The 21,399-nt window shown below is 63.5% G+C and carries 17 protein-coding genes; 4 read left to right on the forward strand and 13 right to left on the reverse strand.

Features of this window, described 5'->3' with window-relative positions; all coding sequences use genetic code 11:
• Positions 1 to 20: 20 nt before the first annotated feature.
• The 12 genes from KO539_RS08440 to leuS all read right to left on the reverse strand — a co-directional run bounded on the left by KO539_RS08440 (position 21) and on the right by leuS (position 16,461).
• Positions 21 to 722: a DUF4197 domain-containing protein gene (locus tag KO539_RS08440; protein WP_219308357.1), complete on the reverse strand. Its 702-nt coding sequence runs from the start codon at positions 720 to 722 to the stop codon at positions 21 to 23.
• A 182-nt stretch (positions 723 to 904) separates the two neighbouring features.
• Positions 905 to 2,479: an SEL1-like repeat protein gene (locus KO539_RS08445; protein WP_219308685.1), complete on the reverse strand. Its 1,575-nt coding sequence runs from the start codon at positions 2,477 to 2,479 to the stop codon at positions 905 to 907.
• Positions 2,480 to 2,481: 2 nt separating this feature from the next.
• The gene (locus KO539_RS08450; protein WP_219308359.1) at positions 2,482 to 4,686 is read right to left on the reverse strand and encodes an EAL domain-containing protein; all 2,205 of its coding nucleotides are present in this window, start codon (positions 4,684 to 4,686) and stop codon (positions 2,482 to 2,484) included.
• Between the two features lie 5 nt (positions 4,687 to 4,691).
• On the reverse strand, positions 4,692 to 6,854 hold the full coding sequence (locus KO539_RS08455) for an HDOD domain-containing protein (RefSeq protein ID WP_257626139.1): 2,163 nt from the start codon (positions 6,852 to 6,854) through the stop codon (positions 4,692 to 4,694).
• A gap of 203 nt (positions 6,855 to 7,057) precedes the next feature.
• Positions 7,058 to 8,338 carry a multidrug effflux MFS transporter gene (locus tag KO539_RS08460; RefSeq protein ID WP_200880291.1) on the reverse strand — a complete coding sequence of 427 codons (1,281 nt, stop codon included), beginning with the start codon at positions 8,336 to 8,338 and terminating at the stop codon, positions 7,058 to 7,060.
• Between the two features lie 73 nt (positions 8,339 to 8,411).
• Entirely contained in the window at positions 8,412 to 9,617 is a 1,206-nt protein-coding gene (locus KO539_RS08465; protein ID WP_374106359.1) for a class I SAM-dependent RNA methyltransferase, read from the reverse strand.
• A 153-nt stretch (positions 9,618 to 9,770) separates the two neighbouring features.
• Entirely contained in the window at positions 9,771 to 10,388 is a 618-nt protein-coding gene (locus tag KO539_RS08470; RefSeq protein ID WP_219308362.1) for a 2-hydroxychromene-2-carboxylate isomerase, read from the reverse strand.
• 10 nt (positions 10,389 to 10,398) lie between these two features.
• Entirely contained in the window at positions 10,399 to 10,836 is a 438-nt protein-coding gene (locus tag KO539_RS08475; protein WP_034745744.1) for a CopD family protein, read from the reverse strand.
• Positions 10,837 to 10,906: 70 nt separating this feature from the next.
• Positions 10,907 to 12,178 (reverse strand): glutamate-5-semialdehyde dehydrogenase, encoded by a 1,272-nt coding sequence (locus tag KO539_RS08480; RefSeq protein ID WP_219308364.1) that lies wholly within the window; start codon positions 12,176 to 12,178, stop codon positions 10,907 to 10,909.
• A 17-nt stretch (positions 12,179 to 12,195) separates the two neighbouring features.
• Complete coding sequence (gene holA / locus KO539_RS08485) at positions 12,196 to 13,212, reverse strand: DNA polymerase III subunit delta (protein ID WP_035822675.1); 1,017 nt, start codon at positions 13,210 to 13,212, stop codon at positions 12,196 to 12,198.
• 10 nt (positions 13,213 to 13,222) lie between these two features.
• Positions 13,223 to 13,819: an LPS assembly lipoprotein LptE gene (lptE, locus tag KO539_RS08490; protein WP_035822677.1), complete on the reverse strand. Its 597-nt coding sequence runs from the start codon at positions 13,817 to 13,819 to the stop codon at positions 13,223 to 13,225.
• A gap of 2 nt (positions 13,820 to 13,821) precedes the next feature.
• Complete coding sequence (gene leuS, locus KO539_RS08495) at positions 13,822 to 16,461, reverse strand: leucine--tRNA ligase (RefSeq protein ID WP_219308366.1); 2,640 nt, start codon at positions 16,459 to 16,461, stop codon at positions 13,822 to 13,824.
• A gap of 149 nt (positions 16,462 to 16,610) precedes the next feature.
• Between leuS and KO539_RS08500 the strand changes: the two genes are divergently transcribed.
• Together KO539_RS08500 and KO539_RS08505 are read left to right on the forward strand one after the other, a co-directional pair.
• On the forward strand, positions 16,611 to 17,399 hold the full coding sequence (locus tag KO539_RS08500) for a DUF6597 domain-containing transcriptional factor (protein WP_257626140.1): 789 nt from the start codon (positions 16,611 to 16,613) through the stop codon (positions 17,397 to 17,399).
• 77 nt (positions 17,400 to 17,476) lie between these two features.
• Positions 17,477 to 17,842 carry a VOC family protein gene (locus tag KO539_RS08505; protein ID WP_219308367.1) on the forward strand — a complete coding sequence of 122 codons (366 nt, stop codon included), beginning with the start codon at positions 17,477 to 17,479 and terminating at the stop codon, positions 17,840 to 17,842.
• Here KO539_RS08505 and KO539_RS08510 read toward each other — a convergent pair.
• Entirely contained in the window at positions 17,839 to 18,744 is a 906-nt protein-coding gene (locus KO539_RS08510) for a LysR substrate-binding domain-containing protein (RefSeq protein ID WP_219308369.1), read from the reverse strand. The genes KO539_RS08505 and KO539_RS08510 overlap by 4 nt on opposite strands.
• Positions 18,745 to 18,904: 160 nt before the next feature.
• Here KO539_RS08510 and KO539_RS08515 point away from each other — a divergent pair, with 160 nt between their 5' ends.
• Both KO539_RS08515 and KO539_RS08520 read left to right on the forward strand, forming a co-directional pair.
• Positions 18,905 to 20,083, forward strand: coding sequence for an acyl-CoA dehydrogenase (locus KO539_RS08515; RefSeq protein ID WP_219308371.1), 1,179 nt, complete (start codon positions 18,905 to 18,907; stop codon positions 20,081 to 20,083).
• The gene (locus KO539_RS08520; protein WP_219308372.1) at positions 20,083 to 21,330 is read left to right on the forward strand and encodes a CaiB/BaiF CoA-transferase family protein; all 1,248 of its coding nucleotides are present in this window, start codon (positions 20,083 to 20,085) and stop codon (positions 21,328 to 21,330) included. Before KO539_RS08515 ends, KO539_RS08520 begins: the two co-directional genes overlap by 1 nt.
• Positions 21,331 to 21,399: the final 69 nt, after the last annotated feature.

Consider the following 21,399-nt stretch of genomic DNA (forward strand, 5'->3'; position numbering starts at 1 on the left):
TTCGCGGCGGCGGTGGCGGGCTACTTCAAACTGCTAAACACTTTGCCGATAATCTTGCTGCCATAGGCGAGCGGATTGCTGCGGATAGCTTTTTCTTCCTCGCCGATCATCAGATACAGGCCGTCAAGCGCACGGTCCGTGACATAACCTTCCACCGTCGATTGCTGCTGCGGTACCAGTCCCGTCTTGCCGATCTGGCTCATGGTGCTGTTGTACTTGCTGGCCAGGCCGGAACGGTCGGTCACGGATTTCACGATGGGCAGAAATTTGACGGCCAGGGGCGCCGAGGTCTTCTGGCGGAAGAAATCCGTGACGGAGGTATCGCCACCGGACAGGATATTTTTCGCATCGCTCACGCTCATCGATTTGACGGCGTCGAGTAGCAAGGGCTTGGCCATCGGCACGGCCGACTCGGCGGCACGGTTCATCGACACCACCAGGTCGTCCAGTTGCTGGCCGCGGCCCGTCATTTTCAGCAAGGGCTTGGCTTGCTCCAGAATGCCGGGCAACTTGATCTTGACCTTGTCATTGTTCAGAAAACCATTTTCGATGCCCAACTTGGCAACGGCGGCGGCCGATCCGGCTTCCAGTGCCGCTTTCAAGCCATTGCTCGCATCCTGGTTGCTGAGGGCATCCAGGGGACCGGCGCCGGCGCCGGACGACAGCAACACCAGCGCGCACAGGAGGGCGGCCGAACGGCCAGTGGAAGGGTTCAGGCGCATAGTTTTCCTTTTCTAAAGAATAGACAGACCACCTTCTGCTGGAACCTTAGCACATCAAAACCGCAAATACCGCAGCAATTTTTTGCGTCTTGGGGAAAACAAGGAGAGCCACAGATGGCGAAGGGAAAGGACTATACAGCACCTGCTGTTGTATCCGCGCACGCTAACGCGGGCAACGCAGCTCAGCCGGCTATCACCGCCAGCTGTTCGCGCACCCGCGCCAGATCCGTCTCGCGCATGCGCGCCGCCGTCTGGCGCAGGGATTTTTCAGCGCCGGCCACGCCGGCCGCCGCCGCCATCGACAGCCAGATGTACGCCTGCTGCAAATCGAGCGGGCCACCCTGGCCGCTGGCCGCCATCAAGCCCAGATTCATTTGCGCCCGCGCATGGCCCTGGCGCGCGGCCAGCGCATACCAATCCCAGGCGGCGGCATAGTCCTGTGGCACATCCTGGCCATTGTCATGCCGCACGCCCAGCGCAAACTGGGCCAGGCTGTGGCCCTGCGCGGCGGCGCGGCAATAACAGGCGCAGGCCTGCTGGCTGTCGGGCGCGGGACCGTCGTCGCGGTCATGCAAGACGCCCTGCATGTATTGCGCCGGCGCGTAGTCCTGCTCGGCGGCACGGCGGTACCACTCCAGCGCCAGCGACAGATCCTGCGGCACGCCCTGGCCATGTTCATAACGCAGGCCCAGGTCGAACTGCGCCCGCACATGTCCCTGGTCGGCCGCCTTGCGGTACCAGAAGATGGCTTCCTGCGCATCGGCAGGCGTGCCCTGTCCATGCTCATGCAACAGTCCCAGCTGGTACTGCGCGGCGGGAAAGCCCTGCTCGGCGGCCTGGCGGTAAAACGCTTGCGCCTGCGCGTAATCGTGGGCGCCATGTTCATGGTGCAGGCCCAGATTGTGCTGGGCCGCCGCATGGCCCAGTCCCGCCGCCTTGACATACCATTCCAGCGCCGTCTGCTTGTCGCAGGGTACGCCCTGGCCATTGTCGTAGATCAGGCCCAGGTTGAACTGCGAACTGGCGTGGCCCTGCTCGGCCGCGCGCCGGTACCAGCTGATCGCCTGCTTGCTGTCTTGCGGCAGCACATCGCCATTTTCATAGCGCAGCGCCAGGTTGAACTGGGCCGGCGCATAGCCCTGTTCGGCCGCCTTGCGCATCCAGGCCGTCGCCTGCTGGCGATCCTGGCGCACGCCCTGGCCATTGTCGTAGCGCAGGCCCAGGTTGAACTGCGCGCGCGCATAGCCTTGTTCGGCTGCCTTGCGGTACCAATTGATGGCTTGCACGAAGTCCTGCGGCACGCCCTTGCCATTGTCATACATCATGCCCAGGTTGTTTTGTGCACCGGCGTCGCCCTGTTCCGCCGCACGGCTGAACCACAGCATGGCTAGCCCGCTATCTTGCGCGAGCCCCTGGCCCTTGGCATACAGCCAGCCCAGGTTGTACTGGGCCGCCGCGTACCCCTGCTCGGCCGCCTGCTGGTACCAGTGCGCCGCCTGCGCAAAATCCTGTGGCACGCCCTGCCCCTTCTGGCACATCACGCCCAGGTTGTATTGCGCGTGTTCGAGCCCCTGCGCGGCGGCCAGGCCGTACCAGTGCAGCGCCAGCGCATAGCTTTGCTCGATACCCTGGCCATTGAAATGCATGAAGCCCAGGCTGTGCTGGGCGTTCGCATTGCCCTTCTCGGCCAGGCCTTTCAGGCGCAAATAGTCCGCTGTGTAATGAGCAGCCGTGGAGCGGGGATCGGCAAGCGGCACGGTCAAGCCTCGATGGCCAGCGCCTGTGGCAGCGCGGGGGCGGCATCGGCGATCAGGCGGTTTTGCTCCTGCAGCACGCCGATGAAACTGCCCAGCGAGATGGGCCGGTGGTACAGATAGCCCTGCATCGTGGTGCAGCCCTTGTCCTGCAGGTAGCGCGCCTGGCCTTCCGTTTCCACGCCCTCGGCGATCAGGTGCAGACCGAGGCCGCGCGCGATCGAGATGATGGCCAGGATGACGGGATAGTGTCCGTGCTCGTCATGGATTTCCTTCACAAACGACTGGTCGATCTTGATCGTGTGGATGGGAAAGCGGTGCAGGTACGACAGCGAGGAATAGCCGGTGCCGAAATCGTCGATGGCCACCGACACGCCCAGCTGGCACAGCTTGTTCAACTGCTCGATCGCATACTGCGGATTGCGGATGCAGATGTTTTCCGTGATCTCCACTTCGATCTTTTCCGGCGCGATGCCATAGCGCGTCAGCGCGCCGCGCATCTTCTCGAAAAAGTCGCCCCGGTCCAGGTATTGCGGCGACAGATTGAGCGACAGGCGCACGGCTTCGCCGCCGGCCGCGTTCCACTGCACCAGGTCGCGGCACAGGGCGCCCAGCATCCAGTCCGAGATCGGCAGCATCAAGCCGTTTTCCTCGGCGAACGGCAAAAATTCGCCGGCCGTCAGCAAACCCCGTTGCGGGTGGTTCCAGCGCATCAGGCCTTCGGCGCCGACGATGCGGCCCGTCATCACATCGACCTGCGGCTGGTAATACATCTCCAGCTGGTTCAGTTCCAGCGCCTTGCGCAGGCTTTGCTCGAGCGCGATCTTCTGGTGCGACACGTCGAGCATGGACTCGTGATAAAAACTGTGGCCGTTCTTGCCCAGCGCCTTGACCTGGTACATGGCGATGTCGGCGTGGCGCAGCAGCTCGTCGATGGTCTCGCCGTCGCCCGGATAGATGGCGATGCCGATCGAGGCCGAAATATGCACCTGGTTGCCATCGAGGTCGAAGGGCTGGTGCAGGCATTCGAGGAATTTGTCGGCGATCAGGCGCGCATCCTGGCGGTCGCGCAGCTCCGGCAGCACGATGGTGAATTCATCGCCTCCCTGGCGCGCCAGCGTATCGCCGCGGCGCAAACAATCCTTCAGGCGCAGCGCCACCTGCTGCAGCAATTCGTCGCCCTTCACGTGGCCCAGGGTGTCGTTGACCAGTTTGAAGCGATCGAGATCGATGAACATCACGGCCAGTTCCGTCAGCTTGCGCCGCGCCTGGATCACGGCCAGGCCCAGGCGATCCTTGAACAGCATGCGGTTCGGCAGGTCCGTCAGGATATCGTGATAGGCCTGGTAAGAGATGACTTCCTCGGCGCGCTTGCGGTCGGTGATGTCGCGCGCCACGCCGTAGGTGCCGAAGTATTCCTGCTTTTTCGCTTCCTGATCGTGGCCGTGCATGCCGATTGAATTGAGCGGAACCGTCATCAAGGTGTTGTTGAAGGTACGGTCGCTGCCGCTGCCGCTATGGCACTTCAGGCGCAGTTCCACATTGCGCGAGGCGCGCTCGTCAATACGGCGCTCATTGAAGGCATAGCGCGCCCGCTCCTGGTCTTCATCATGCACGAGGATGGAATAATGGCTGCCGATCAGCTCTTCGCGGCTAAAGCCCAGCAACTGGTGCACCCGGTCGTTGATGAAAGTGATGCGGCCTTCGTGGTTCAGGGTATAGATGATGTCGGGCGAGCTGTCGACCAGGTAGCGGTACATCTTTTCCGAGTTTTCCAGCTGCAGCGCGATGCGCTCGTTTTCCAGCGCCAGCTTGCGCTTTTGCAGCGCGTTCTCCACCGTCTTGAGCAGCTCCTCGCGGCTGTACGGCTTGCGCAGGTAATCGTAGGCGCCGCGCTTCAGAGCGCCGATGGCCGCCTCGATGCCGACGTCGCCGCTCATGACGATGACGTCGCCCTCGATGCCGCGCCGGTTGATGTGGTCCATGATTTCATGGCCGCTCATGTCGGGCAGGCGCAAGTCCAGCAGGATCAGGTCGAAGCGCAGTTTCGACAGCTGCGCCAGCGCCTCGCTGCCGCAGGTCGCCGTGTACAGCTGGTAGCCGCGGTCCTTCAGCAATTCGTGGAGGGAGGCGAGCAAACGGGGCTCGTCGTCGACCAGCAGGATGCGCGGGCTGTTTTCCAGGTCAAACGGAATGGCAGAGGAGTTCATGGACGTTACGAAGACAAGGCGATATTGCCGGGCGCGGGCAGCGCGGTTGCAGCGCTCGCCGGCACGGGAATGGGCAGTAAAATTTCAAACGAGGTGCCGGACTTGCTGCTGCGGCAGCCGATCACGCCATGCAGCCGCGTGACCAGGTCGTGCACGATGGACAGGCCCAGGCCGTGATGCGCGCCTTCCTTGCTGCTGCGCACGGGGGAAAACAGATTGGCCAGCACTTCCGGCGCCAGGCCGGCGCCATTGTCGCTGACGCACAGTTCCAGGTACAGACGGCGGTCGCGGTTGACGTGGCCACGGTTCGCCACTTCGATGCGCCCGCCATCGGGCAAGGCTTCGACGGCGTTTTTCAGCAGGTTGAGCAGGATTTGCTTGAGCATGCCGGCATCGGCCTCCACCTCGCAAGGCGCATCCTGCATGCGCGTGACCACTTCGATCTTCGGCGGCAGGAAATCGGTGGCGCGGAACAATCGCAGCACCTCGTCGACCACGCGCGCGCAATCGGTGACGCCACTGGCCGGCACCGGCTGCAGATCGGCCAGGCCGCCGATCAACTGGCCGACCCGGTCGATTTCCTCGTTCAGGATAGCCATCTCGCCCGTCACCGGCTCCTGTTTCTCCAGCTTGTGATCGAGCACGCTCAGATAATTCTTGATGATGGACAGCGGGTTATTCACTTCATGCACGACGCGGCGCGACGCTTCGCGGTACTCCTCGGCCACGTGATCGAGCTGGCGCCGTGCCAGGCCGCGCGCGCTGATGGCCGTTTCCAGCGCCGTGGCGGCCTGGTTGGCATACGCGCGCAGGAAACCCTCGCGCTTCTGGCAAGCGGGAATCTGCCACGCCGCCACGCCGCCAATCAGCACGCCCAGGCTGCGCTGGCCCGCCGCCAGAGGCATGCAAACCAGGCTGTCCGTGCCGAGAATGCGGAACAGCTGCTCCTCGACGATACCCAGCGCCGGCATGTCGCGTTTCAGGAACGCCAGCTGGCATTCGAGCGCGGAGGCCGCCAGGGGGCCACCCTTGGCCAGCGGGATCGAGAAGCCGGCCAGGCGATGCTGATGTTCGCCCGCCGCCACGCCGACCAGCGCATGGCCGGTGGGGTTTTGCAGCAGGATGACGGCGGTGTCGAAATCGAACAGGATGCGCGCCGAGCGCGTGATGGCTTCGAGCAGGCTGCTCTCGCCCTGTTGCCGGGCGAAGGTCTGGCCCACTTCGGACACCAGCACCATGTTGCGCACTTCGTCGGACAGGCGCTGCTGCACCGGATCGGGGGCGGGCGGCGCATACGCGGGCGGCGTGGCGATATCGTCCGCGCCGGCCAGGTCGATGCCCAGGTGCTGCGCCGCCTGCGCCACCTGGCGCGCGACGCTGCCGGCCAGGTCATCCAGCACCGCTACGTCCAGCGCGCACAGGCTTGCCGCCTGCGCGATGGACTCGGCCTCGTCCGCATCGTCCGCATGGCAGCACAGCAGGTGCGCCAGGCGCACGATGCGGATCAGGGGATGGCTCGCTTCCAGGCGCGCCAGCGGTTCATGGTGATACAGCACGCTGTCGGCCAGGAAGGAATCGAGATGCCAGCGCTCGATCAGCCAGGCGCCCGCTTCGGCATGCGTGATCTGCAAGGTGCGCTGCTCCACCGCGCACAGGGCGGCATCGTCGCGCGCCGTGAAATTGAACGCGTATTCCTTCGGCGCCGTGGCCAGCAAAGCCAGGCGGCCCACGTTGTGCAGCAAGCCGGCCAGATACGCTTCCTCGACGTGCGGATAGGCCATGGCCTTGGCCAGCGCGCGCGCCATGACGGCGGCCGACAGCGAACTTTTCCAGAAGGCGCGCAAATCCGTGCTGCCGGAATGGGGGAAGCTGTTGAAGGTCTGGAAGACGGATTCGCTGATGACCAGGGTCTTGATCATGTCCGTGCCCAGCGACACGAGCGATTGCTCCAGGCTGACGACCTTGCCCTGGCGATGGTAGGCCGAGCTGTTGGCCACGCCGAGGATCTTGCTGGTCATGCCCGCATCCTTGGCGATCAGGGCGGCCAGCTCCGGCATGCCGGCATCGTCGGCCTGCAGGTGGGCGATCAGCTTGAGGAGGATCTGCGGCATGGCCGGCAGGCGGGCAATCAGCAGGCGATTGCGAATATCTTGATCAGATTGATGCATCGTATCAGGCATTGCCGGTTCGAAAAGGATGAGCGCTTAGCAGCGAAGCGCGGCCACGTTCAGAGGAATCCTCCACTCCTGTAACCAAAAAATCTATTGCCTGAGAGGATGCCGGGAAAGAAGTCATCTTATCATAAGCGCCGGATATTACTTGCAATATAGAAAATTAAGTTGAAATAAATCCAGCGTTCTGCAGTGGAAACTTATGCCTTGAAGGAACCTAGCAAACGGTGGCGGAAGCGCCGCGATATCAGCCACAGCGCCAGCGCCAGGCCCGTAAACGCCAGCTGGCCCGACGCCAGCCACAGCACGGAACCGGACAGCAGCGGCGAGATCACGCCGGCCACCACGGCGCCCAGCAAGGTGCTGGCAAACGACTGGCACGAAGCGACCGTGCCGCGGATATGCGGGAACAGGTCGAGCGCCAGCAGGGTCGCGCCCGGCCCCACCAGCGACATGCCGAAGGTGTAGAAGAACAGGGGCAGCACCGACCAGGGCAACGATGGCGGCAGGAACAGGTGATACACGACGTTGACGCTGGCGGCGCACAGCAGGAAGGCAAAGCCGATGCCGATCTGGCGCGCGAACGTGACCTTGCCAGCGATGCGGTTGGCCGCCGCGGCGCCCATGAAGATACCGCTGACGCAGGGAATGAACAGCCAGGCGAATTGCGATGGCCCCAGGCCCAGCTGCTTGGGCAGCATTTCCGGCGCGGCCGTGATGAACAGGAACAGGCCCGCGAAATTGAGGGCGACGATGCCAGCCTTGATGTGGAACAGGGGCGAGCGCAGTATCTGGCCATAGCTCGACGCGAGGAAACGGGGATTGAACGGCTGGCGCTTTTCCATCGGCAGGGTTTCTGGCAGGCGCCAGTAGCAGAACGCCAGCAACACCACCGTATAAAAGGCGAGGAACAGGAAAATCGAGCGCCAGTCGAACCAGATGACGATCCAGCCGCCGAGAATCGGCGCCACGGCCGGGGCGATGGAAAAGATCATCGTCACCAGCGACAGCAGCCGCGCCGCCGCCGCATCGGCGTACAAGTCGCGGATGATGGCGCGGCTGATCACCACGCCGGCGCCGGCCGACACGCCCTGCATGATGCGGAAGAACCACAGGTAGTGCACGGTGTGCGCCGAAGCGCAACCGAGCGAGCCGATGGCAAACATCAGCAGCGACACGAGAATGACGTTGCGCCGGCCAAAAGTATCCGAGATGGCGCCATGCCACAGCACCATGCCGGCAAAGGCCAGCATGTAGAACGTCAGCGACTGCTGCACTTCCAGCGGCGAGGCCTGCAACGAACCCTGGATCGCGCCAAACGCGGGCAGATAGGTGTCGATCGACAGGGGCCCCAGCATCGACAGCCCGGCCAGCATCATCGCCAGCGCACCGCGGCTCAGCGGCGCCATGTGGCTCGGCGTGGGAGGCGGAACGGGGGTGACCGGGTCGGGCGGCACGTCGGCCGGAGGGGTGGGAAACATGGCGGATCCAAAGTGGCGGGCGGACCGACAACGGTCCGGGCGCGGGGTTACTGCGGGGGTCTGCGGTGAACGCTTACTGCTGTGGTTTCGGTTTGGCCTCTTCACGGCGGTTGTATCCGGCCACCATGTCAAAGCGGAACAGACGGCATTCCAGCGCGCCGTTGAAGAATGGCGTCTTGCGCGCTTCTTTCAAACGCAGCAGCTTGGGCAAGCCCAGGTCGGCCGTGAACAGGAACACGGTCCAGCCGGCGAAACGCTGCTTCAGGGTCGTGCCCATGGCCGAATAGAAGGACGTCGACAGTTCATCTTCCGGGATGGTGCTGTCGCCGCGCACGCCGATACGCTCGCCGTACGGCGGGTTGGTCAGCATGATGCCCGGCACGTCGCTTGGCGGCTTGACTTCCTGCGCCTCGATCTGTTTCAGCGGCACGTCGAAACGCACGCCGGCGCAGCGCAGGTTATGGCGCGTCATGGCGACCATGTCGCCCGAAATATCGCTGCCGAAAATGGTCGGTTCGGCCGGCAGCGGATTGACCTTGATGGCGTTTTTCATGGCATTCCACGGCGCCGGATCGAAGTCGTGGAAGTTTTCAAACGCGAACTGGCGCGAGGCGCCCGGTGGAATTCCCTGCAGCATCTGCGCCGCTTCGGCCAGGATGGTGCCGGAACCGCACATCGGGTCGAACAGCACCATGCCAGGCTTCCAGCCCGACACGCGCAGCAGGCCGGCGGCCAGGTTTTCGCGCAGCGGCGCGTCGCCCGTCTCTTCGCGCCAGCCGCGCTTGAACAGGGCTTCGCCCGAGGTGTCGAGGTAGACGGTGAACGTGTGCGCGTCGAGGAAGCCGACGATGCGCATGTCCGGCGTCTTGGTGTTGACCGATGGACGCTCGTTGAACTGGTCGCGGAAGCGGTCGCAGATCGCATCCTTGATTTTCAGGGTCGTGAATTCCAGGCTGCGCAGCGGCGATTTGACGGCCGTGACGTCGACGCGGATCGTGTGGTGCACGCCGAACCAGTCTTCCCAGGATTGCGCCAGGGTCAGGTCATAGATATCGTTTTCCGTCTTGTAGCCGGAATGGGCCATGCGCATCAGCACGCGCGAAGCGATGCGCGAATGCAGGTTGATGCGATAGGAGTCCAGCAGGTCGCCCGAGCAGTGTACGCCGCCCGGCACCTGGTTGTGGACCTTCATGGTCGAACTATCCTGGGCGATCTCGCCCAGTTCCTCGGCCAGTGCCGCTTCCATGCCGCGCGGGCATGGGCAAAAATATGAAGCCATAATTAGGATACCTTTTATCCGTTGAAAAACAATTAACTAAAAATCCTGTATATCACGTAGGTCGGCTTAGCCCGCCAGGGTGTAAGCCGACATGCGCTAGCGACTGAGCTTGTCGGATTACGCGCGGGGCGCTAATCCGACCTACACCTCTATCTATTTTGCGTCCAGCGCCCGCTCGACAAAATCGAGGCGGTCCTGACCCCAGTACCCGTCGCCATCGACGATGTACCACGGCGAGCCAAAGACGCTGGCGGCGGTAGCCGCTTCCGTGTTGGCGTCGTATTCGGCCTGCACGCTGGCCGTTTCCGACGTTTTCAGCAACTGACGGCCATCGAAGCCGGCGTCAACGGCAATCTGCACCAGCGTTTCCTCGTCGCCGATGTTGCGCTCTTCGGCCCACAGGCCGCGCATAATGGCGTGCGCCAGGTTCAGCGAGGCTTCCACGCCGTGCGCAAGGCGCGTGGCGATGATCAGCTTGGCCGACGCTTCCGGCGACACGGGGAAGAACTTCGGCTGCAGGGTCAATGGCACTTGCAAGAAGGCCGACCAGCGCGCCAGTTCGGCCAGGCGGTAGGCCTGGCGCTGCGGCGCGCGCTTGGCCAGCGGCAGGCCGCCCGACACGCTGAAGACCTTGCCCAGGTCGAAGGGACGCACGTCGATCTGTGCGCCCGTCTTTGCGGCGATGGCCATCAGGCGCGCGTGACCCAGATAGGTCCATGGCGAGTGGGGGGCGAAGAAATACTGCACGACTTTGCTCTGGCTTGCACTCATCTCTACTCCCTTAGAAAGGCTTGACCACGACCAGCACGACGACGGCCAGCAGCATCACCACCGGCACTTCATTAAACCAGCGGAACCAGGTGTGGCTGCGCTTGTTGAGACCTTTTTCAAACTTGCGCAGGATGGAACCGCAGGCGTGGTGATAGCCGAGCAGCAGCACCACGAACGTCAGCTTGGCATGCATCCAGCCCGGCATCTTCATGCGGCCTTCGCCACCGCCGTACAGCATCCACATCAAGGCCAGGCCCAGCACCATCGCCGGCAGCGCCAGCAACGACATGAAGCGGTACAGCTTGCGCGCCATCAGCAGCAGGCGCTCGGTGGCGACCGTTTCCGTCTCCATCGCCAGGTTCACGAAGATGCGCGGCAAGTAAAACAGGCCGGCGAACCAGGACATGACGAAGATGATGTGGAAGGCTTTGGTCCAGAGAAAGAGCATGGGGTTTCCAGTGTCGGAGGTGGAGAAAAACGAGAGCACGGGCCGCCTTGTGAGCAGCCCGTGAAAGAGACTATTTGCGCACTTCGCCGTGGCCAAAGACCACGTACTTGAGCGAGGTCAGGCCTTCCAGTCCCACCGGACCGCGCGCATGCAGCTTGTCGTTCGAGATGCCGATTTCGGCGCCCAGGCCATATTCGAAGCCGTCGGCGAAACGCGTTGACGCGTTCACCATCACCGAGGCGGAATCGACTTCGCGCAGGAAGCGCAGCGCGTCGCTGTAGTCTTCCGTGATGATCGATTCCGTGTGCTTCGATGAATACTGGTTGATGTGATCCATCGCTTCGTCGATGCCGTCGACCACCTTCACCGACAGGATCGCCGCCAGGTATTCGGTGGACCAGTCTTCCTCGGTGGCCGGCACCAGGTGCGGATAGGCAGCGGCGGCCAGGATCGCATGGCTTTCCGGATCGGCGCGCAGTTCCACCTGCTTGGTCAAATACAGTTCGGCCAGCTGCGGCAGCACGGTGGCGGCGACGGCGCGCGACACCAGCAGGGTTTCCATGGTGTTGCAGGTGCCGTAGCGGTGGCACTTCGCGTTGAAGCCGATATCGATCGCCTTTTTGATATCGGCCTTGGCGTCGATATACACGTGGCAGATGCCGTCGAGGTGCTTGATCATCGGCACGGTGGCCTCTTCCATCAGGCGCGCGATCAGACCCTTGCCGCCGCGCGGCACGATGACGTCGACGAATTGCGGCATGGTGATCAGTGCGCCGACGGCGGCGCGGTCCGTGGTGTCGATCACTTGCACGGCATCGGCCGGCAAGCCCGCCCCCTGCAAACCCTCGGCCACCAGCTTGGCCAGCGCGCGGTTGCAATGGATCGCTTCCGAGCCGCCGCGCAGAATCGTCGCGTTGCCGCTCTTGATGCACAGGCCGGCCGCGTCCACCGTCACGTTCGGACGCGCTTCATAGATGATGCCGATGACGCCCAGCGGCACGCGCATCTGGCCTACCTGGATGCCCGTCGGGCGGAACTTCATGTTCGAGATTTCGCCGATCGGATCGGCCAGCGAGACGATCTGCGTCAAGCCTTCGACCATGGTGGCGATGGCGGCGTCGGACAGGGTCAGGCGGTCGAGCATGGCCGGCGCCAGGCCGGCGGCGGCCGCCGCATCGAGGTCACGCTGGTTGGCCGCGCGCAGCAGGTCGGCATCGCGCACGATGGCGGCGGCGATCAGGCTCAAGGCGCGGTTGCGCGTGGCGCTGTCGGCACGCGCCATGGCGCGCGAGGCGGCGCGCGCGCGCGTGCCCACGTCCTGCATATATTCTGTGATGTCCATGCTCGTATCCATAAAAGTTAACCCTTGGCGATCTTCAGGCCCAGCTGCAGCATGGCGTCCCAGGCGTCGCCCGCGTAGCCCTTGGCGCGCAAGCCCTTGATCATCTTGTCCACCTGCGCCGCCTGCTGCAGCGCCGCTTCCAGCACGGGCAGCGAAATGCGCCGCAGGGCCGGTTCCATCATCCGCTCGCGCGGACCCCAGATGCGGTATTCCTTCAGCAGCGCGCCCAATGGACGCCCTTGCGCCATGCCGGCCTTTAATTTTAACAGCGTGCGGATTTCCTCGGAGACGGCCCACAAGACCAGCGGCAGCGCCTCGCCCTCGCCCTTCAAGCCTTCGAGCATGCGCACCAGGCGCGCCGGGTCGCCGGCCAGCATGGCTTCGGACAGCTTGAAGACATCGTAGCGGGCCACGTTCAGCACCGCGTCCTGCACTTGTTCGTACGTCAGCTTGCCCGCAGCATGCAGCAAGCCCAGTTTCTGGATTTCCTGGTGCGCCGCCAGCAAATTGCCTTCCACCCGCTCGGCGATGAAGTCGATGCTGGCCCGTTCGGCGCTTTGTCCCTGCGCGGCCAGGCGCTGTGATATCCAGGCCGGCAACTGCGCCCGTTCCACGTTCGGGATGTCGATATACACGGCCGCCTGCTGCAGGCTGGCGACCCAGGCCGCCTTCTGCGTGGCCCAGTCCAGCTTGGGCAAGGTGATCAGGGTCAGGTTGTCGGGGCTGAGGTTTTTCGCGTAGCTTTGCAGCGCCGCGCCGCCATCCTTGCCCGGCTTGCCGGTGGGGATGCGCAGCTCGATCAGTTTTTTATCGCCGAACAGCGACAGCTCCTGGTTCGCCGCCAGCAGTTCGCCCCACTTGAAGCTGCGCTCCACCGTCAGCACGTCGCGCTCGGAAAACCCTTGCGCGCGCGCCGCACGGCGGATCTTGTCGGCCGCTTCCAGCGCCAGCAAGTGTTCGTCGCTGGTGATCACATACAGCTGCGCCAGCGGCTTGGCCACATGCCCATCGAGCGCGTCTATCCGCAATTGCATGGCGTCCCCGTTACTGCTGCGGGGCTGGGGCGACCGGCGTCACGGGCGCCACTGGCGCCACCGACATGGCCGGCAGCACCGGCTTGATGGCGGCCAGGCGGCGCATGATCTGCTGCACCAGGTCGTTGCGCATGTCGCGGTACAGCGCCGCTTCTTCCGTTTCCTTGGCCAGTACCTGCGATTCGTCGAAGGTAATCGGACGCACCAGGCTGATGGTGGTCGGCGCCAGCAACTGGTTGCCTTCCTTGTCCAGCACGCGGAAATTGATCGAATAGCCAAGTTGGTACTCTTGCACGCGGCCATTTTTGTTCAGCGACAAAATGGTCTTGGTACGATTCCTCTCCGGGTCGTTGAGCACTTCAAGGACGGCGTCGGCGCCATCCTTGGTGCTCACCACCTCCGTGCTGCCAATGGCGCGGATATAGCGCTTCAGGCCGATCGCCAGCGGCGACGTGTCGGGCAAGCCGATGTACATCGTCGCGAACGGCAGCATGAAACTGCCGTTCGAACCGCGCAAATGAAAGCCGCAGGCCGACAGCAAAACAGTCAGGCCCAATGCCAGCACGGCGCGGCGGCCCAACAGCGATACTTGAGAGGAAGTCGTCATGATTACACCACGATGCTGATTAACTTGCCTGGCACGACGATGATCTTCTTCGGCGTGGTCTCGACGTACTTCTGCACACTTTCGCACGCCAGCGCAGCCGCTTCGATGCTGGCCTTGTCCGCATCTTTGGACACCGTGATCGAGCCGCGCAGCTTGCCGTTCACCTGGATCATCATCTCGATCTCGGACTGTTCCAATGCGGCCGGGTCGACTTGCGGCCAGGCGACGTTGAGCAGATCGCCGTGCACGCCAGCGTAGCCGAGTTCCTGCCACAGCACGTGGGTGATGTGCGGCGCGACAGGGTTCAACAGACGCAGGAAGATGGAGAAGCCTTCGGCGATCAGCGCCTTCGACTGCGCGCTGTCATCGAGCTTGGCCGATTCCAGCGTGTTGAGCATCTTCATGCAAGCCGATACGACGGTGTTGTACTGGATGCGCTTCAAGTCGTAATCGGCTTGCTGCAGCAGCTTGTGCAATTCGCGGCGCAGGTTTTTCTGCGCGTCGCCCGTGGCAGGAGCGGCGCCGCCAGCCAGCGCGGCCTGGATCGTGGCCGACTGGGCGTAGCCGAAGTTCCACACGCGGCGCAGGAAGCGGTTCGCGCCTTCGACGCCGCTGCCCGACCATTCCAGCGTCTGTTCCGGCGGCGAGGCGAACATGGTGAACAAACGGGCCGTGTCGGCGCCGTACTGCTCGATCTGCGCTTGCGGGTCGATGCCGTTGTTCTTCGACTTCGACATTTTTTCCGTGCCGCCGATTTCCACCGGCTGGCCATCGGCCACCAGGACGGCGCTTTGCGGACGGCCCTTGTCATCGAGCGACAGGCGCACGTCGTCCGGATTGAACCAGGTGGTCTTGCCCACGGCGTCCTTGCGGAAATACGTTTCGTTGAGCACCATGCCTTGCGTCAGCAGGTTGACGAACGGCTCGTCGAACTTGACCAGGCCGAAGTCGCGCATGATCTTGGTCCAGAAGCGCGCGTACAGCAAGTGCATGACGGCGTGTTCGATGCCGCCGATGTACTGGTCCATCGGCATCCAGTAATCGTTGCGCGCGTCGACCATGGCGTCGTTCGAGCCTGGCGAGGTATAGCGCATGTAGTACCACGACGAATCGACGAAAGTATCCATGGTGTCCGTCTCGCGGCGCGCCGGCTTGCCGCACTGCGGGCAGTCGCACTGCAAAAAGGCTTCATATTTATTCAGCGGATTGCCCGTGCCGTCCGGCACGCAGTCTTCCGGCAGCACCACCGGCAGATCTTTTTCCGGCACCGGCACCACGCCGCAGTCAAGGCAATGGATCATCGGGATCGGCGTGCCCCAGTAGCGCTGGCGCGAAATGCCCCAGTCGCGCAGGCGGAACGTGGTTTTCTTTTCGCCCAGGCCCAGCTCCGCCAGGTCGGCGGCCACCGCATCGACGGCGGACGCGAAATGCAGGCCGTCATATTTGCCGGAGGCGACGCAGACGCCATCCTTGCTGCCATACGATTCCTGCCAGGCGTCCGTCGAAAATTCCTGGCCCTTGACTTCGATCACTTGCTTGATCGGCAGATTGTATTTCTTGGCGAAGCCGAAATCGCGTTCGTCGTGCGCCGGCACGCCCATCACGGCGCCATCGCCGTAGGTGATCAAGACGTAGTTGCCGACCCACACTTCCACCTGCGCGCCCGTCAACGGATGGGTGACGAACAGGCCGGTCGGCATGCCCTTCTTCTCCATCGTCGCCATGTCCGCTTCGATCACGGAACCGAGCTTGCATTCGGCGTTAAACGCCGCCAGCGCAGGATTGCTTTGCGCGGCGTGGATGGCCAGCGGGTGCTCGGCGGCCACGGCGCAGAAGGTCACGCCCATCACCGTGTCAGGACGCGTGGTAAACACATACAGCTTGCCGTCGCCGATCAGGCTGCCTTCGGCATCCTTGATCTGGTGCGGGAAGGCGAAGCGCACGCCCGTCGACTTGCCGATCCAGTTGGTCTGCATGGTGCGCACGCGCTCGGGCCAGCCCGGCAGCTTGTCATCCACATACGCCAGCAATTCTTCCGCGTAATCGGTGATGCGCGCGTAGTACATGGGGATTTCGCGCTTTTCGATCAGCGCGCCCGAACGCCAGCCGCGGCCATCGACGACTTGTTCGTTGGCCAGCACGGTCTGGTCGATCGGATCCCAGTTCACGGTACCGGTCTTCTTGTAGATGATGCCTTTTTCCAGCATCTTGAGGAACATCCACTGGTTCCATTTGTAGTATTCGGGCTTGCAGGCGGTCATTTCGCGCGACCAGTCGATGGCCAGGCCCATCGATTCCATCTGCTGCTTCATGTGGGCGATGTTCGAATACGTCCATTGCGCGGGCGGCACGTTGTTGGCCATGGCCGCGTTTTCCGCGGGCATGCCGAACGCATCCCAGCCCATCGGCATGAGCACGTTGTAGCCGTTCATGCGCAGGTAGCGGTACATCACATCATTGATCGTATAGTTGCGTACGTGACCCATGTGCAGCTTGCCCGAAGGGTAAGGCAGCATCGAGCAGGCAAAATACTTGCCTTTAGGGAAACGTGGGTCGTGTTCGACGGCTTTATAGGCGTCGATCGCCTTCCAGTGCGATTGGGCGGCTTGTTCGACGTCGGCGGGACTATATTTATCTTGCATGATGATGTGCGACCAGCGTGGCCCGGCCAATAGTGGATATGAACCGAGCATTATACTGGTTGTCGCCGCCCGATAGCACGGCGCGCTGGCGGCCCGGTCTGGCAAATTTTGGCCGGCGCGCAATTCTGCTGTGTAATATATGCACAATCTTGTTCTTTGCATCAAAACCGGCCATGATCGTCTACCAGGAATATCCGCCCCTCCCCGCCCTGCGGCCCTGGCTCGATTGCGTCTGGACCTGCCGCGTGCAGACGGGCGCCACGCCCGTCACGCACCAGGTCTTGCCCGACAATTGCATCGACATCCTGTGCCAGGACCAGCAGGACGCCAGCTTTGCCGTCGGCATGATGACGGCGCCGATTGCCGTCGTCAGCCAGGGTCTCGTGCAAACGGTGGCGGCCCGCTTCAAGCCAGGCGCGGCGGCCCGCTTCTTCCAGCTCCCCTTGTACGAGCTCAGCGATGGCCGCACGGGCTTGCAGCAGCTGTGGGGCCGCGAACTGGCGGCGCGCCTCGGCGACGCGCTGTGGAGCGAGCCCTTGTCCAACGCGCAAAGAGTTTCCATTTTGCAGGAATATCTGCTGCTGCGCCTGCGCACCGCGCCGCCACGGCGCCAGGCGGGCGCGGCCGAGCATGCGATCGCCGCCATCGAGGCGGCATCGGGCCAGGTGCGCGTGGACGGCCTGGCGCGCCAGCTGGGCGTGTCGCGCCAGCACCTGGCGCTGCAATTTCGCCAGCAAGTGGGCATCAGCCCGAAGCTGTTTGCCCGCATCTGCCGCTTTCGCGCCGCCAGCGCCGGCATGCAAAACCTGGCGGGACAACAGGACTGGGCGCAAGTGGCCTTGCAATATGGCTATTTCGACCAGTCGCACCTGATCCACGACTTCCAGGATTTCGCCCGCAGCTCGCCCGAGGCGTGGCTGGCGGGCAGGCGCACTTGAACACCTTCCATTTTTACAATCACGCGCCACGCGCCGGTGGCATGATGGCGTGATTCTTCATTCACCAGGAGCAGAACATGATCAAGGGTTTACGTACCGTCACCTATCCCGTCCCCGACCTGGACAAGGCCAAAGCCTGGTACAGCCAGGTATTCGGCACGGCGCCGTATTTCGACCAGCCGTTCTATGTCGGTTTTAATATCGGCGGCTTCGAGCTGGGCTTGCTGCCGGACGGCCAGCCTGGCGCGCAGGGCAGCGTGACGTACTGGGGCGTGGACGGCATCGAGCAGGAAGTCGAGCGCATCGTGGCGCTGGGTGGCAGCCTGCACCATCCGATCACGGACGTGGGCGACGGCATCCGCACGGTGGAATTGCTCGACCCCTACGGCAACCAGATCGGCCTGATCGACAATCCCCATTTCGACACGGCCAAGGTCGTTTAGGCGGCTTCACCCTGCAGCCATGCGCGAAGTTGCTGCAGGGCCGTCTTTTCATGCGCCGTTTCAGGCGTGATCAGGTAATAGGCGCGCTGGCCGCGCAGTGGGCGCTCGCACGCGATGCGCAGCTCGCCACGCGCCAGTTCCGCCTCGACCAGCATGCGTGGCAGCAAAACCACGCCTTGCCCTTGCACGGCCGCCATGGCCAGCATGGAAAACAGTTCATAGCGGGCGCCATAGTGCGCGCCATCGCGTCCTTCTCCCTCGACCTGCATGGCGTCAAACCACTGGCGCCAGGCGCCCGGGCGCGTACTTTGCTGCAACAAGGTCAGTTCCAGTAAATCCTGCGGCTGCCACTCGCTGCGCGCCGCCAGCAGGCGCGGGCTGGCGACGGGCACGATTTCTTCATGCATGAGCAAGGTGGCGCGCGTGCCGGGCCAGCGCGCCAACTGCTCGGGCGTGCCTGCGTACAGGGCGCCGTCGTATTCCGTATCGGCAAACATGAACGGTTTCGTGTAGGCATCGATGTGCACGACGATGTCCGGGTGCAAGCCCGCCAGCGACGACAGCCGCGGCATCAGCCAGCGCGTGGCAAACGTGGGGACGGAAGCGAGCTGCAAGGCGCCGCCACCGCCCTGGCGCGCCATGGTGTCGAGCGTGTCGCGCTCCAGGCCGTCGAGGCGGGCCGCGATCTGCCGCGCATACGCGGCGCCGGCGCTGGTCAGCAGCACGCCATGGCGCGTGCGCTGGAACAGTTGCACGCCGAGAAAACTTTCCAACGATGAAATCTGGCGCGAGACGGCGCTTTGCGTCAGCGACAGTTCGCGCGCCGCATGCGTGTAGCTCTGGTGCCGCGCAGCCGCCTCGAAGCAGTTCAAGGCTTGCAGCATGGGGATTTTGCGTGACATGGGGGTATCCGGCCGGTGAAAGACCCCTAGTATGCCGCAAGATATGCGCAGAACGCATGTCTGGGTGCGAAAAAATCGTTTGCGCAAGGCTAGGCAAAAACCTACCATGAGCCATATTCAATCTTGCGCCGATCACCGGCGCTCACCTGCGAGGCCTGTGATGAGCAAAACCGTATTCGACTGGAATTCCCCCCTGCTGCTGGAAGATCAACTGACGGGCGACGAACGCGCCGTGCTGGAAGCGGCCCGCGACTATTGCCAGGGCAGCTTGGTGCCCAGGGTCCTCGAATCGTTCCGCCATGGCCGCACGGACGCGGCCATTTTCCGCGAAATGGGCGAGCTGGGCTTGCTGGGCACGACGATTCCCGAAGAATACGGCGGCGCCGGGCTGAACTATGTTTGCTACGGCCTAGCCGCGCGCGAAGTCGAGCGCGTCGATTCGGGCTACCGCTCGATGATGAGCGTGCAATCATCCTTGGTGATGGTGCCGATCAACGCCTTCGGCAACGAAGAAACGAAACAGAAATACCTGCCGAAACTGGCGACGGGCGAATTCATCGGCTGCTTCGGCCTGACGGAACCGAACCACGGCTCCGACCCTGGCAGCATGGTCACGCGCGCGCGTAAAGTGCCGGGCGGCTATAGCCTGTCGGGCGCGAAGATGTGGATCACCAATAGCCCGATCGCCGACGTGTTCGTCGTCTGGGCCAAGGACGATGAAGGCGCGATCCGCGGCTTCGTGCTGGAAAAAGGCTGGAAAGGCCTGTCGGCGCCGGAAATCCACGGCAAGGTCGGCTTGCGCACCAGCATCACCGGTGAAATCGTCATGGATGAAGTATTTTGCCCGGAAGAAAACGCCTTCCCCGACGTGCGCGGCCTGAAAGGCCCATTCACTTGCCTGAACAGCGCCCGTTACGGCATCGCCTGGGGCGCGCTGGGCGCGGCCGAAGACTGCTACCTGAAAGCGCGCCAGTACACGATGGACCGCCAGCAATTCGGCCGGCCGCTGGCCGCGAATCAGCTGGTACAAAAGAAACTGGCCGACATGCTGACGGAAATCACCATGGGCTTGCAAGGCTGCTTGCGCCTGGGCCGCATGAAGGATGAAGGTTCGCCCGCCGTGGAAATCACGTCCATCATGAAACGCAACAGCTGCGGCAAGGCCCTCGATATTGCCCGCGTGGCGCGCGACATGATGGGCGGCAACGGCATTTCCGACGAGTTCGGCGTCATCCGCCACCTGGTCAACCTGGAAGTGGTCAACACCTATGAAGGCACGCACGATGTGCACGCGCTGATCATCGGCCGCGCCATCACCGGCATCGCCGCGTTCAACTAATGGACGCCTTGGCTTCCACCCTGCGGCCCGCGCCGCTGGTCGGCTTGCGCGTGCTCGACCTGTCACGCGTGCTGGCCGGTCCGTGGGCCGGGCAAATGCTGGCCGACCTGGGCGCCGACGTCGTCAAGGTTGAACAGCCGGGCCGCGGCGACGACACGCGCTCCTGGGGCCCGCCCTACCTGAAAGACGAGGACGGCCGCGACACGGCCGAAGCCGCCTACTTCCAGTGCGCCAACCGCAACAAGCGCTCGCTGTGCATCGACCTGGCCGCCCCTGAAGGACAAGCGCTGGTGCGCAAGCTGGCTGCCGAATCGGACGTGCTGCTGGAAAATTTCAAGCTCGATGGCTTGAAGCAATATGGTTTGGACGCGGCCAGCTTGCTGGCGCTCAACCCACGCCTCGTCTACTGCTCCATCACGGGCTTCGGCCAGGATGGGCCGTACGCGGCGCGCGCCGGCTATGACTTCCTGATCCAGGGCATGGGCGGCTTGATGAGCATCACGGGCATACCCGATGGCCAGCCCGGTGCCGGGCCGCAAAAAGTGGGCGTGGCGCAGACGGACATTCTGACGGGCCTGTACGCCACCATCGCCGTGCAGGCGGCGCTGGCCGAACGGGAACGCTCGGGACTGGGTCAGCATATCGACCTGGCCTTGCTCGACGTGCAAGTGGCGGCGCTGGGCAACCAGGCAGCCAACTACCTGTGCGGCGGCAAGGTGCCGCAGCGCATGGGCAATGCGCATCCGAACATTGTCCCATATCAAGACTTTCCCACGGCCGATGGCGACATGATTCTGGCGATCGGCAATGACGGGCAATTCTCGCGCTTTTGCGCCGTCGCCGGCCATCCGGAATGGGCGCAGGATGAACGCTTCGCCACCAATCCGCAGCGCGTGGCAAACCGGGCAATCCTGATCCCCTTGATGCGCCAGGCCACGGTCATGCGCACGACGGCCGAGTGGATCAGCGCCTTCGAGGCGCAAGCCGTGCCGTGCGGCCCCGTCAACCGCATCGACCAGGTCTTTGCCGACCCGCAAGTAGTGGCGCGTGGCTTGAAAGTGGAAATGCCGCATCCCACGGCGGGCATGGTGGCGCTGGTGGCCAACCCCGTCCGCCTCTCAAGCTCGCCAGTGCAGTACCGGCTGCCGCCACCGTTGCTGGGGCAGCATACGCAGGAGGTGCTGCAGCAGTGGCTGGGATTGGACAGTACGGAGATTGACGGCTTGCGCGAACGCAAGGTGGTGTAACTCACCCCAACGGCGGAACGGCCGGGGTCGGACCCTGAGGGGGAATGCGCCCGAATCGGGCGCATTCCG

Origin of the sequence: Janthinobacterium sp. NKUCC06_STL (assembly GCF_019345455.1) — a bacterium.
Classification (GTDB): Bacteria; Pseudomonadota; Gammaproteobacteria; order Burkholderiales; family Burkholderiaceae_D; genus Janthinobacterium; species Janthinobacterium rivuli.